The 13,590-nt window shown below is 66.3% G+C and carries 12 protein-coding genes; 8 read left to right on the top strand and 4 right to left on the bottom strand.

From position 1 onward, the window contains the following. From dcp to lepB, 4 genes are all read left to right on the top strand, one after another. On the top strand, positions 1–1,990 hold a 1,990-nt coding region (gene dcp / locus CEK69_RS10060), incomplete at its 5' end, for a peptidyl-dipeptidase Dcp (RefSeq protein WP_152245361.1). Between the two features lie 100 nt (positions 1,991–2,090). Next, complete coding sequence (locus CEK69_RS10055; protein WP_226975115.1) at positions 2,091–2,600, top strand: hypothetical protein; 510 nt, start codon at positions 2,091–2,093, stop codon at positions 2,598–2,600. 157 nt (positions 2,601–2,757) lie between these two features. After that, positions 2,758–3,150, top strand: a complete 393-nt coding sequence (locus tag CEK69_RS10050) for a hypothetical protein (protein WP_152245357.1) — start codon at positions 2,758–2,760, stop codon at positions 3,148–3,150. A 134-nt stretch (positions 3,151–3,284) separates the two neighbouring features. Then, positions 3,285–3,914, top strand: a complete 630-nt coding sequence (lepB, locus tag CEK69_RS10045) for a signal peptidase I (RefSeq protein WP_152245355.1) — start codon at positions 3,285–3,287, stop codon at positions 3,912–3,914. Positions 3,915–4,039: 125 nt separating this feature from the next. On the opposite strand, the gene CEK69_RS10040 is transcribed toward lepB, so the two are convergent. From CEK69_RS10040 to CEK69_RS10030, 3 genes are all read right to left on the bottom strand, one after another. Then, entirely contained in the window at positions 4,040–4,393 is a 354-nt protein-coding gene (locus tag CEK69_RS10040) for a VOC family protein (RefSeq protein ID WP_017915790.1), read from the bottom strand. 70 nt (positions 4,394–4,463) lie between these two features. Then, positions 4,464–5,186, bottom strand: coding sequence for a helix-turn-helix domain-containing protein (locus CEK69_RS10035; RefSeq protein ID WP_017908064.1), 723 nt, complete (start codon positions 5,184–5,186; stop codon positions 4,464–4,466). Between the two features lie 76 nt (positions 5,187–5,262). After that, complete coding sequence (locus tag CEK69_RS10030; RefSeq protein WP_152245353.1) at positions 5,263–6,231, bottom strand: LysR family transcriptional regulator; 969 nt, start codon at positions 6,229–6,231, stop codon at positions 5,263–5,265. A gap of 108 nt (positions 6,232–6,339) precedes the next feature. Here CEK69_RS10030 and aceB point away from each other — a divergent pair, with 108 nt between their 5' ends. From aceB to CEK69_RS10010, 4 genes are all read left to right on the top strand, one after another. After that, complete coding sequence (gene aceB, locus CEK69_RS10025) at positions 6,340–7,983, top strand: malate synthase A (protein WP_152245351.1); 1,644 nt, start codon at positions 6,340–6,342, stop codon at positions 7,981–7,983. Between the two features lie 137 nt (positions 7,984–8,120). Next, positions 8,121–9,416 carry an isocitrate lyase gene (gene aceA / locus CEK69_RS10020; protein WP_017908067.1) on the top strand — a complete coding sequence of 432 codons (1,296 nt, stop codon included), beginning with the start codon at positions 8,121–8,123 and terminating at the stop codon, positions 9,414–9,416. Positions 9,417–9,661: 245 nt separating this feature from the next. Beyond that, complete coding sequence (locus CEK69_RS10015; RefSeq protein ID WP_017908068.1) at positions 9,662–10,705, top strand: GGDEF domain-containing protein; 1,044 nt, start codon at positions 9,662–9,664, stop codon at positions 10,703–10,705. Between the two features lie 28 nt (positions 10,706–10,733). Continuing rightward, the gene (locus CEK69_RS10010) at positions 10,734–13,268 is read left to right on the top strand and encodes a putative peptide modification system cyclase (RefSeq protein WP_152245349.1); all 2,535 of its coding nucleotides are present in this window, start codon (positions 10,734–10,736) and stop codon (positions 13,266–13,268) included. Here CEK69_RS10010 and CEK69_RS10005 read toward each other — a convergent pair. Further along, positions 13,251–13,565 carry an NHLP-related RiPP peptide gene (locus CEK69_RS10005; RefSeq protein ID WP_152245347.1) on the bottom strand — a complete coding sequence of 105 codons (315 nt, stop codon included), beginning with the start codon at positions 13,563–13,565 and terminating at the stop codon, positions 13,251–13,253. The genes CEK69_RS10010 and CEK69_RS10005 overlap by 18 nt on opposite strands. Positions 13,566–13,590 lie beyond the last annotated feature (25 nt).

The following is a 13,590-nucleotide window of genomic DNA, read 5'->3' as shown; positions in this document are numbered from 1 at the left end:
GTTCGACAAGATCAAGGACAGCGACTACCTGCCGGCCTTCGAAGAGGGCATGAAGCAGCACCTGGCCGAGATCCGCAAGATCGCCGACAACCCGGAGCCGGCCACCTTCGCCAACACCCTGGAAGCGATGGAGCGCAGCGGCGAGACCCTGACCCGCGTGTCGCGCATCTTCTTCGGTCTGGTCCAGGCCGACACCAACGATGCCCGCCAGAAGATCCAGGAAGAGATCGCGCCCAAGCTGGCCGCGCACCAGGACGAGATCAGCCTGGACCCGAAGCTGTTCGCGCGCATCAAGAGCCTGTACGACCAGCGCGACACGCTGACCCTGGACCCGGAGCAGAAGCGCCTGGTCGAGTACGAATACCAGGAGTTCGTGCGTGCCGGCGCGCAGCTGTCCGACGCCGACAAGGCCACCCTGCGCAAGCTCAACGTCGAAGAGACCACCCTGGCCACGCAGTTCCACACCAAGCTGGTCGCGGCCACCGCCGCCGGTGCGGTGGTGGTGGACGACAAGGCCAAGCTCGACGGCCTGTCCGACGGCGACATCGCTTCGGCCGCGCAGGACGCCACCGCGCGCAAGCTCGACGGCAAGTACCTGCTGGCCCTGCAGAACACCACCCAGCAGCCGGTGCTGGCCTCGCTGAAGGACCGCGACCTGCGCCAACAGGTGATGGCCGCCTCGCAGTCGCGCGCCGAGAAGGGCGACGCCAACGACACCCGCCAGACCGTGCAGCGCCTGGCGCAGTTGCGCGCGCAGAAGGCCAAGCTGCTCGGCTTCGACAGCTACGCCGCCTACAGCCTCAGCGACCAGATGGCCAAGACCCCGGCCGCGGCGCTGAAGCTGCTCACCGACACCGTGCCTGCCGCCACCGCCAAGGCGCGCAGCGAGACCGCGGAAATGCAGAAGGTGATCGACGCGCAGAAGGGCGGCTTCAAGCTCACCGCCGCCGATTGGGACTTCTACGCCGAGCAGGTGCGCAAGGCCAAGTACGACCTCGACGAAGCGCAGATCAAGCCGTACTTCGAACTGGACAACGTGCTGCAGAACGGCGTCTTCTACGCCGCCAACCAGCTGTACGGCCTCACCTTCAAGGAACGCACCGACATCCCCACCTACCACGACGGGATGAAGGTCTATGAAGTGTTCGACAAGGACGGCAAGTCGCTGGCGCTGTTCTACACCGACTACTTCAAGCGCGACAGCAAGTCCGGCGGCGCCTGGATGGACGAGTTCGTCGGCCAGAACGGCCTCACCGGCACCAAGCCGGTGGTCTACAACGTCTGCAACTTCACCAAGCCCGCTCCCGGCCAGCCGGCGCTGCTGAGCTTCGATGACGTCACCACCATGTTCCACGAGTTCGGCCATGCGCTGCACGGCATGTTCTCCAACGTGAAGTACCCGACCCTGGCCGGCACCGCCACCTCGCGCGACTTCGTCGAGTTCCCCTCGCAGTTCAACGAGCACTGGGCGTCGGATCCGAAGGTGTTCGCGCACTACGCCAAGCACTACCAGACCGGCGAAGCGATGCCGGCCGACCTGGTGGAGAAGATCAAGAAGTCGCGCACCTTCAACCAGGGCTACGCCACCACCGAGTACCTGTCGGCGGCGCTGCTCGACCTGTCCTGGCACACCCTGCCGGCCGACGCGCCGCTGCAGGACGTGGACAAGTACGAGGCCGACTCGCTGAAGAAGTACAAGGTGGACCTGCCGGAAGTGCCGCCGCGCTACCGCACCACCTATTTCGACCACATCTGGGGCGGCGGCTACTCGGCCGGCTACTACGCCTACTTCTGGTCGGAAGTGCTCGACGACGACGCGTTCCAGTGGTTCAAGGAGCACGGCGGCCTGACCCGCGCCAACGGCGACATCTTCCGCGCCAAGATCCTCTCGCGCGGCAACACCGTCGACCTGGCCACCCTGTACCGCGACTTCCGCGGCAAGGACCCCAGCGTCGAGCCGCTGCTGGAAAACCGCGGCTTGAAGAACTGATCGGCGCTGCGCCGACCGGGTGTGTCGAGAACGGGATGGCCTTGCGGCCATCCCGTTTTTTGTTGGAGTGTCCGGATACTCCATCCACAAGGAGATGGTCATGAAGGGACGCTGGATTGTCGGTGTGGCGCTGCTGGGCGCCTGTTTTGCGGCGTCTGCCGCAGGGCGATTGGACATCCGACTGGAACACGCGCAAGCAGCCAGTGAGAGCACGGGCACAGCGGTCATCACGATCACCCTGGCCAACGTGGGCGATCAGCCGATCGCGGTTCCGGATGCCGATATCCCCGAGGTGAACCGCGACGGGCGACTGCAAGCGAATGTGTTACGAGTGCTGCAGGAGGACGGAAGCGCTGTGGCCTACCGCGGCATCTACGTGAGCCAGCTGCCGGGTTCGAGGCCCGACGTGATCCTGGGTCCGGGCGAGTCGAAATCCGCGGCGGTGGATCTGTCCCGGAACTACCGGATCGTGCCTGGACGCCGCTACCTGGTGGCTGTGCAGCCGTTGTTGCGATACCGCGAACTTCCGGCGAAAACTTCCGCGAATGTTTCCGATCAGGTGGGTTCCCTCAGGGCCGCTACGTCCAACCGCATCGAGGTCATGCCGTAGGCATCGGCCGACGGCGTGACCGCCGTTGATTTTGCTCGCACGCTGACGCGCGCTGCGGCCGGGGGAAGGGCATGCCCGAATCGCCCTGGTAACGTGTCTCGACAGTGCGGCATGATCGCTGCTGATTTATCCATCTGACGCATGGGAGTATCGAAGCATGATGTTTGCCATGGCGCTCTTGGTGGGCGCGGCGACGGGGCCGGCGCATTTCAGCGCATCGCGGCCGCAAGGCTTCTCCAACGTCTGTCGCATCGAGGAAGAGGGGGAGTTGCTAGGGACGACGCTATGGATCCTGCCTGCCGTCGATGGCACTCGGCTGTTGATCCAGCGCTACGAGGGCGGGCCTTTGACGCCGGCCTTGTTGTCGACGCGCGTCGAAGACGGAGAGCTCGTGGTGTACTCCGACCGGAGCGAACCGCTTTACGCGGTGCGTCGCGACGGTAAAGGAGTCCGGATCAGGTACCTCAATGGCGAGCAAGGGAGTGATGGCGGAAACGAGGAACGTCTGCCTCCGGTCGTCAAAGTGGGCGAGTTTCCGCACTGCAAGTAGTTGCTGCCTGCATGGTGTCGGCAGGCGTCTGTGTCGGGCGGCGCCATGCCTTTCGTCACTGGCCCCGCGAGCCGCCGAGCGCGCACTGTCGCGATGACACATCCCGTGCCGCCCTCGCTCATCCCAGGTGCCCCATGACCCACGCCGATCCGCACGCCACCCGCCTGCAGCGCGCCGCGCGCTGGAGCCGCAAGGAACTGCTGCCGATGGTGGTGATGCTGTTGCTGCTCACCGCCGCGCGGTCGTCCTTCGCCAATCACTATGTGGTGCCCTCCGGCTCGATGCAGCCGACGCTGCAGCCCGGCGATCGCGTCGCCGTGGACATGAGCGCTTACGGGCTGCGCGTGCCGTTCACCGAATACCGCGTGTTCGAACGCGGCCGGCCGCAGCGCGGCGATGTGGCGGTGTTCGATTCGCCGCACGACGGCACCCGCCTGATCAAGCGCGTGGTGGCGGTGGCGGGCGATCGCGTCGACGTGCGCGACGGCCATCTCGCCATCAACGGCCAGCCGCTGCAGGTGGGCGCCACGGACGATGCGGAGCGCTTCGGCGCGCGCATCGCGCGGCTGGATCTGGACGCGGGCGGAGGCCCGGACCTGCACGGTGTGCGGGTGCCGCCCGGCAAACTGCTGGTCATGGGCGATCATCGCGGCGACAGTTTCGATGGCCGCTATTTCGGCTTCGTCGATGCCGACAGCGTCTACGGCAAGGCGCTGGCGGTGTTCTACCGCCGCGGCGAGGGATTCGAGTGGGCGCGGCTGTAGGGCACCGCGCACAATGACGCGACCTGATCCGTAGGAACGGTTTCAGCCGCGACAGGCGTTACCGGGAGTGCCCGTCACGACTGAAGCCGCTCCTGCGGAGGCAACCTGCTGGTGCCGCGGTGCCGTCACAAGCCCTCGCACCACACCGCCAGTTCGTAGCCGTCGCGGTCGGCGAAGTGGAAGCGGCGCCCGCCTGGGAAGTCGAACAGCGGGCGCACGATGCGGCCGCCGGCGGTTTCGATGCGCGCCTGGGTGGCGGCGAGGTCGTTGGAGTACAGCACCACCAGGGCGCCGCCGGGCTGCGGCGTGCCGTGGAAGAAGCCGCCGCTCAGGCGGCCGTCGCGGAATTCACAGTAGTCCGGGCCGTAGTCCTGGAAGGTCCAGTCGAAGGCCTGGCCGTAGAAGGCCTTGGCCGCGGCGATCGAGGCGACGGCGAATTCCAGATAGTCGATGCGGTGGTGTTGCTCGGCGCGGGACATGGGCGGTTCCTTTGGACGGGGCGCCAGTATCGACCACCGTGCGGCCGCCGGCTTGGCGAAAACGGCCAGCTCAGCGCGCGTGCCGCTGCACCAGGTCGCGCGGGCGCAGGCCGGTCAGTTGCCGGCTGTCGCGCACCAGGTGCGGTGCGTCGCCGTAGCCGGCCTCGAGGGCGGCCGCGGTCAGGCTGGGATGCTGGCGGACCAGGCCCAGGAAGCGTTGCAGGCGCAGGATGCGCTCCAGGGTCTTGGCGCCGTAGCCGAACGCGTCGTGGCTGCGTCGCCGCAAGGTGCGTTCGCTGACGCCCAGCGCATGGGTCAGCGAGTCCAGCCGCGGCGGTGCGTCGCCGGCGAGTTGTGCGAACAGCCAGGCCATCGCGGAGTCGCGGTGCAGCGGCCGGCTCGCGCACAGCGTGTGCAAAGCCGTCAGCGGATCGGCGGTGTCTTCCATCCGTGCCTGCCAGTCGCGGCCGCGGACGCCCCACAGCGCCTCCAGCGGCACACGCTGGTCTGCAATGGCGTGTAGCGGCACGCCGAGCAGGCTGGCGCCGGCACCGGCGGCCAGGCGCACGCCGGTGAGCACGCTGCCTGGCGCCAATCTGGCATCGGTGGCGCGGCGGTCCGGCCCGGCGACGAACAGGGCGCGGCCGTCCCAGATCAGGTCGACGCAGCCATCCGGCAGCACCTGCGTCGCGGCGGTCTCGGCTTCGCCCTGGCGGAATCGCCAACTGCAGCGCAGGCGGTCGCGCAGCGCCGGGGGTGCGTCGGCTTCGGCGTAGCGGGAGGGCAGCGACACGGGCGATCGGTGTGCAGCGGGCGTGCCGCCACGGTAGCAGAGCCCAAGGGCGCCGCTGACGCGCGGCCGTGCGCGGCTACCGCTCCGACGGCCCGCTCTCGTCGTAGCCGCGCGGGGTGAACAGGTCCGGCTGGATCAGCTCGATGAAGGCGCGCGCCTGCGGCGACAGATACTTGCCCTTGCGCACCACCACGCCGTAGCTGCGCGCCGGGAAGTAATTGCCCAGGGCGCGGGTGGCCAGGCGCGCGCGGTCGGCGTCGGTGAGGCAGATCGAACTGACGATGGACACGCCCATGCCCATCGCCACGTACTGCTTGATCACTTCCCAGCCGCCGACCTCCAGCGCCACGGTGTAGGGCACGCGCGCCTGCTGGAACACCAGGTCGACCAGGCGGTAGGTGACCTGGCGCCGCGGCGGCAGGATCAGCGGGTACGGCGACAGGTCCTCCAGGGTCAGCTTCGGCTTGCGGGCCAGCGGATGGTCGTGCGGGGCGATCAGCAACTGTTCGAAGCGGTACACCGGGGCGTAGCTGAGGTCGGCCGGCACGTCGAGCATGGAGCCGACCGCCAGGTCCACCGCGTCCTCGCGCAGCAGGTCGGTGCCGTCGGCGCTGATCGCGTTGTGCAGGGTCAGCCGCACCTGCGGGTGGCGGGCGCGGAAGGCCTCCACGATCTTCGGCAGCAGGTAGAGGATGGTGGAACTGTTGGCGGCGACGTTGAGTTCGCCGGCGTCCAGCCCGCGCGCCTTCTCGCGGAAGTCGGCCTCCAGCCGGTCCAGGCTCTCCACCAGCGGCTGCGCCATCTCGTACAGCAACTGGCCCTCGCGGCTGGGCACCAGGCGCCGGCCGCTGCGCTCGAACAGCACCACCCCCAGTTCGCGTTCCAGCGCCTGCAACTGCAGGGTCACCGCCGGCTGGCTGACGAACAAGGCCTCCGCGGCCCGCGACACCGCGCCCAGGCGCACCGTCTGGCAGAACGCGCGCAGCGGCTTGAGCCGGTCGGATTTGTAGGGAAATCGCGGGGTTGCGGCGTTGCTCGTAGCCATGACGTGATAGATATAAGTCTTACTTATATAAATCATTGACAAAACTGCTTTGTCAAATACATGCGTCGGCAGCACGGTGGAGCCCCGGAAACATCGAGGAATCCCCACATGTCCGCCCCCGCTTTCGCTGCCGCTCCCGACCCGTCCACGCGCTCCACGCCGGGCATCGCCCTGACCGCCTCGCTGGCCGGTCAGGACGCTTTGCTGCCGCCGCCGCTGCTGGCCCTGCTGGTGTCGCTGCACCGGTCGATCGAGCCGGAGCGGCAGGCGCGGCTGGCCGCGCGGCGCGAGCGCCAGGCGTTCTTCGACGCCGGCGGCCTGCCGGACTTCCGCGACGACACCCGCGCGATCCGCGAGGGCGACTGGCAGGTGGCGCCGCTGCCCGAGGCGCTGCAGGACCGCCGGGTCGAGATCACCGGCCCGACCGATCCGAAGATGGTCATCAACGCGCTGAACTCCGGCGCCAAGGTGTACATGGCGGACTTCGAGGATTCGACCGCGCCGACCTGGCGCAACCTGGTCGCCGGCCAGCGCGCGCTGGCCGAGGCGGTGGCCGGGACCCTGACCTTCACCGCGCCGGCCGCGCGCGACGGCAGCCCGGGCAAGCGCTATACGTTGCGGCCCTACGAGGAGCAGGCGGTGCTGATCGTGCGCCCGCGCGGCTGGCACCTGGACGAGAAGCACGTGCTGGTCGATGGTCAGCCGCTGGCCGGCGGCCTGTTCGATGCGGCGCTGTTCGCCTTCCACAACGGTCGCGCGCTGCAGGCCAAGGACCGCGGTCCTTATCTGTACCTGCCCAAGCTGCAGTCGATGGAGGAAGCGGCGCTGTGGGAGACCGCGCTGGCCCACATCGAGGACATGCTCGGCCTGCCGCAGGGCCAGATCAAGGTCACCGTGCTGATCGAGACGCTGCCGGCGGTATTCGAGATGGACGAGATCCTGCATGCGCTGCGCGGGCGCATCGTCGGCCTGAATTGCGGCCGCTGGGACTACATCTTTTCCTACCTGAAGACCTTCCGCCGGCATCCGGACCGGGTGCTGCCCGAGCGCGGTCAGGTGACCATGACCCAGCCGTTCCTGAAGGCCTATTCGGAACTGCTGATCCGCACCTGCCACCGCCGCGGCGCGCATGCGATGGGCGGCATGGCCGCGCAGATCCCGATCGGCCACGATGAGGTGGCCAACGAGCAGGCGATGGCGCGGGTGCGCGCGGACAAGCTGCGCGAGGTCACCGCCGGCCACGACGGCACCTGGGTGGCGCACCCGGCGCTGATCCCGATCGCCCGCGCCGTGTTCGACGAGCACATGCGCACGCCGAACCAGCACGCGGTGCGCCGCGATGACGTGCAGGCCGACCGCGACACGCTGATCGCCCCGTCCACCGGCACCATCACCCGCGCCGGCTTCGAGGGCAACATCGAAGTGTGCGTGCGCTACCTGGCGGCGTGGCTGGACGGCAACGGCTGCGTGCCGATCCACCACCTGATGGAGGACGCCGCCACCGCCGAGATCAGCCGCAGCCAGCTGTGGCAGTGGCTGCACGTGGGCGGCCTGCACCTGGACGACGGCACCGCCATCGACTTCGCCCTGTTCGACGCCTGCCTGCGGCAGTTGCCGGCACGGCTGGGCGAGCGCGCGCTGCTGCCGGGCGGGGCGCGCGTGGACGAGGCCATCGCGCTGCTGGATCGGCTGACGCGCGACGAGGCGTTGGCCGACTTCCTCACCTTGCCGGCCTATCAGTTGATTGATTGAAGCCGGGAGTGGGGAGTCGGGAATGGGGAATCGTGAGAGCGATGTCCCTGCGTCTGATCCCTGCCGAGCCTTCCAAGCTCGTTATCCGGCACACCCCCACCGTTTCATCGCTGCATCCATTTCGAGGAGAACGCCAGATGAGCACCACGCTGCAGACCGCCGAACAGATCCAGCGCGACTGGGACACCGATCCGCGCTGGGCCGGGATCACCCGCAACTACACCGCCGCCGACGTGGTGCGCCTGCGCGGCACGGTGCACGTGGAGCATTCGCTGGCCCGGCTCGGTGCCGAGAAGCTGTGGAAGTACCTGCACGAGAAGGATTTCGTCAACGCGCTGGGCGCGCTGACCGGCAACCAGGCGATGCAGCAGGTCAAGGCCGGGCTCAACGCCATCTACCTGTCCGGCTGGCAGGTCGCCGCCGACGCGAACCTGGCAGGGCAGATGTACCCGGACCAGTCGCTGTACCCGGCCGACTCGGTGCCGGCGGTGGTCAAGCGCATCAACAACACCCTGCTGCGCGCCGACCAGTTGCACCACGCCGAAGGCAAGGACGAGATCGACTTCCTGCAGCCGATCGTGGCCGATGCCGAGGCCGGCTTCGGCGGCGTGCTCAACGCCTTCGAGCTGATGAAGGCGATGATCGAGGCCGGCGCGGCCGGCGTGCACTTCGAGGACCAGTTGGCCTCGGTGAAGAAGTGCGGACACATGGGCGGCAAGGTGCTGGTGCCGACCCGCGAGGCGATCGAGAAGTTGAACGCCGCGCGCCTGGCCGCCGACGTGATGGGCGTGCCGACCCTGCTGGTGGCGCGCACCGATGCCGAGGCCGCCGACCTGGTGACCAGCGACATCGACCCCAACGATCGCCCGTTCACCACCGGCGAGCGCACGGTCGAGGGCTTCTTCCGTACCCACAAGGGCCTGGACCAGGCGATCAGCCGCGGCCTGGCGTACGCGCCCTACGCCGACCTGATCTGGTGCGAGACCGGCAAGCCGGACCTGGAGTTCGCGCGCAAGTTCGCCGAGGCCATCCACGCCAAGTTCCCCGGCAAGCTGCTGGCCTACAACTGCTCGCCCAGCTTCAACTGGAAGAAGAACCTGGACGACGCCACCATCGCCAAGTTCCAGCGCGAGATCGCCAGCTACGGCTACAAGTTCCAGTTCATCACCCTGGCCGGCTTCCATGCGCTGAACTACTCGATGTTCAACCTGGCGCACGGCTACGCGCGCCGGCAGATGAGCGCCTTCGTCGAACTGCAGGAGGCCGAGTTCGCCGCCGCCGATCGCGGCTTCACCGCGGTCAAGCACCAGCGCGAGGTCGGCACCGGCTACTTCGATGCGGTGACCCAGGCGATTCAGCAGGGCCAGTCCTCGACCACCGCGCTGAAGGGCTCGACCGAGGAAGAGCAGTTCCATGGCGAGAAAGCGGCCTGACCTGCAGCCAGGCGCGCCGATCGATCGCCCCTCCCTGGCAGGAGGTGGGAAGCCCGGGTTCGCCCGGGCTTTTTTTGCGCTGCCGTCGGCGGAACGGCGCTGTCTACCGCGTGCGACAGATCGCCGCAGCGGCGGCTTGCGATGTCTCTTGCAGGGGCGAGATTGCCTGTGAAACGTATCGTGAGCGCGGCGTGTAGGTGCTATGCTCCGCGGACAGGGCCAGCGACGTCACATTAGGGGGCCGGATGAGCTGCGACAGCGCCGCATCCACCGCACGCGGCACAATTTCGAACGCTGCGGTCGCTCCGAAGCCGAACGAGCTGGCGGTGCTGACCGCCGCAGAATTGCGTCTGTTTTCCGAGTTCGGTCGCGCCCGGACGGTGCGTGCCGGCGACGTGCTGTTCCGCCGCGGCGACGGCGGCAGCGCGATGTTCGTGATCACCAGCGGCGTGATCGATCTGGATTTCGGCGAGGACCTGGTGGTCAAGCACCTGGGCCATGGCGAGTTCTTCGGCGAGCTGGGCCTGCTGATCGGCAACCACATGCGCAGCGCCGACGCGCTCGCCGCCAGCGACGGCGCCCTGGTGGAACTGGACCACGACGACTTCCAGCGCCTGGTCGAGCGCGACCCGGGCGTGGTCGCCTACTTCCTGCGCCGCACGATCATGCGCGTGGTGATGAACGAGCAGACCCTGATCCGTCAGCTGCGCCGGCGCAACCGCGACCTGGAAGCGGCGCTGGACAACCTCTACGCCACCACCCACCAGCTCAGCCAGACCGAGGAACTGGTGCGGACCGACGAACTGACCGGCCTGCATAACCGCCGCGGACTGATCCTGCGCCTGCAGGAGTGTCGCCGCGATGGCCGCTCGCCCGGCCCGGGCCTGCTGCTGATCGACTGCGACCGCTTCAAGCACATCAACGATGCCCACGGCCACCTAGTCGGCGACCGCGTGCTGCAGAACGTCGCCAACATCCTGCGCTCGGTGGCCGGGCCGGACGACACGGCGTGCCGCCTGGGCGGCGACGAGTTCTGCCTGCTGGTGGCCGCCGGCACGGTCGAGGACCTGCGCCGCATCGGCGAGTTCGTGCTCGCCACCGTGCAGAACCTGCTGGGCGTACCGCACCCGGCGCCGCACATCTGTCCGGTCAGCATCGGCATCAGCCGGGTCGATCCGCATTCGGACTGGAACGACTGGTACGCCAACGCCGATGCGGCGCTGTACGAAGCCAAGCGCCAGGGCGGCAACCGGCTGTACTGGCACGACCTCGCCTCTGCCCCCTGCTGAGCTACCGCGTCCCCGCCGAGCCGCCGCCATGACCGATGCCACCGCACTGCAGCCCGAGGTCCCGCAGCTTCGTACCCTGCTGCTGACCGACCTGTGCGATTCGGTTGCGCTGGTGGAAAAGCTCGGCGACGCCAATGCGGCCGACCTGTTCAAGCGGCACGACTCGCTGGTGCTGGAGTTGCAGCAGCGTTGGCGCGGCCGCCTGATCGACCGCTCCGATGGCCTGCTGCTGCTGTTCGAACGGCCGATCGACGGCCTTGGGTTCGCCCTGGACTACAGCCGCGGCCTGCGCGACCTGGGCGCGCACCGCAAGCTCGACCTGAAGGTGCGCGCCGGCCTGCACGTGGGCGAAGTGCTGACCTGGCGCAACAGCGATGCGGCCGTGCAGGTGGGCGCCAAGCCACTGGAAGTGGAAGGCCTGGCCAAGCCGACCGCGGCGCGGCTGATGACCCTGGCCCGGCCCGGGCAGATCCTGCTGTCGGCGGTGGCCGAGTCGCTGACCCACCGCGCCGCGCGCGAGCTGGGCGAACGCGGCGAGCGCCTGCTGTGGAAATCGCACGGCCGCTGGCGCTTCAAGGGCGTGCCGACCCCGCTGGAGATCTACGAAGTCGGCGAGATCGGCCACACCCCGCTGCGCGCGCCCAAGCCCACGCCCAAGGCCTGGCGCGACATCCCGCTGTGGCGGCGGCCGGCGGCGCTGGCGGCGGAAGCGGCGCTGATCGCCGCGTTCGCCGTCGGCGCCTGGTTCGTCACCCGCCCGCAGCCGGCCATCGCCTTCGCCGAACGCGACTGGGTAGTGGTGGGGGATTTGCGGAATCTGACGGGCAATCAGGTACTCGACGAATCGCTGGATCAGGCATTCCGGATCAGCCTCGAGCAGTCGCGTTACGTGAATCTGCTGAGCGATCTCAAGGTGCGGGATACCTTGATACGAATGCGGCGTAGTCCGGACAGCCGCATTGACCGGGCTACTGCGTCGGAAATTGCGCAGCGAGATGGAGCGAAAGCCGTGCTCTTGCCAACGGTTGCCGAGGTAGGTGGGCGACTGAGGGTGAGCGTCGACGTCGTTGATCCCACAAGTGGTGTAACAGTATTGGCATTATCGAAAGACGGGAAAGGCCTGGATTCCGCACTGGCCTCAATCGACAACGTTACTATCCAGCTGCGAGACAAGCTGGGCGAAGCGATGGAATCGATTGCGCAGAGTGCTCAACCGTTGCCACAAGTGAGTACCTCCAGTATCGACGCGCTACGTGCTTATGCGCTGGGCGTTGATGCCTACGCCCGAAAAGAAAACGACTTGGCGATTGAGTATTTCACGCGGGCACTCGAACTGGATAAGGATTTCGCGCTTGCTCACGCCGCCATCATGAGGGTCTACGCGAGTCGGGCCGAACCAGCGTCAGCCGAGCCGCACCTTCGTGCTGCGCTGAGCCATCTGGATCGTCTTCCAAAGCGAGACCAGATTTATTTGCTCGCGTGGAAGTCTCAGTACTATCCGAAGAAGGGCGATGATCCCGCTCGTAGGTGGAAGCTCTTGGCTCAGCTGTATCCCGATTATTACGCTGGCGCCGCGAATTATGCGTGGGCTGCAATGGAGGATGGTGATTATTTAGAGGCAATCAAGTACCTGAAGTCCGCGGTAGCGGCAAATAATCCATTGCGCGGTTATGCCTTGGCCCAGTTGGCCAGGGCTGAACTGGGGCAGGGCCGGCTAAGAGAGTCGATGGAGTACTTCCGACAGTCTGATCAGGAGTTCGGCCCATCCGCTGGGCTAGGGAGCGCTCTTGCCTTGGCCGCCTATGGAGATCTTCCGGCAGCCCAGAGTTTGATTGATCAACAGGGCGATAGGAGAGTAGCCGCCGCTAGTCCGACCGATGTCATCACGCGTATCGTTGTTCTTGCTCAGCGTGGGAATCTGGCAGAGGCTGCGTCTGTCGCGGAGGAGAAAGCCGCGCATATCAAGGCGGATTCCGAATTGCTATATTATGACTTTAAATTGATCGCATTATCTTTGCGAATCAATAAGAGGGAAGACGGAGCTTTGCAAAATGAACTTCTCAAGTGTGCAAGAGAGTTATCCAAAAGTGTTTCTCTGAAGTCGCCTGTAGAGAGATCAGACTACATGGCGTTGGCCTTGGCGTCCGTGTATTTGTTGCAACGTTCCGGATTCAAACAGGCACCTGAAGAATTGCAAGAGCTCATCCATATGGGCGAGATTTCCGGCGATGCTACAGCTCATAGAATGATTGTCTTGATCAAAGCAAAGCAATTCTTACAAGAGGGAAGTCCACGTCGCGCCGTCGCTCTGTTGCAGTCACAGCTCAACGGTAAAGAGCTGTTCCAGTCCAGAGTCGTAATGAGGGATGCATTGGAAATAATTGGTGACTCCAAAGCAGCTCTCGTGCAGGATCGCGCGATTTTTCTGGGTAGGGGGCGCGGGTATGCTGAAGTCTCGGGTAGCTCCATCTTCCAGCCCCTTAATGTGATCGACGCCGCTGCGGCATCGACACGAGTTAAGGGGCTGGGCCTCACTGCCGAGCGATCAACCGCCAGCCTTTAGGTATTTTTCAACCTGGTCGGCCTCAAAGCAGTGTGGATTGTGAAATGCCATGTCCGAGATGAGATACGCCAGAAGGAGTTCTCTGGTGGCGATCAGCTCTTCTTTTGTTGCCATTATTCCTACTTCTAAGCAACTCGTGTCGGCATCGGCATCTAGTAAAATGCCAATGGAGGCGAGTGCCGCGACGGGGTCATTTTGGAAAGCCGTGCGGAAAGCGTCATCTGTAATCAGCGCGTCGAGTAACCGCGAGGCACCTGCAGGGTCTAGCGGAGAGGAATGCGAGGAATTGCTTGTCATGATCAATTTTCTCTATTGTAAAGTG

Source organism: Xanthomonas sp. LMG 12462 (genome assembly GCF_009192885.1).
GTDB classification, from domain to species: Bacteria; Pseudomonadota; Gammaproteobacteria; order Xanthomonadales; family Xanthomonadaceae; genus Xanthomonas_A; species Xanthomonas_A sontii.
This window is presented reverse-complemented; position numbering and strand designations above follow the sequence as displayed.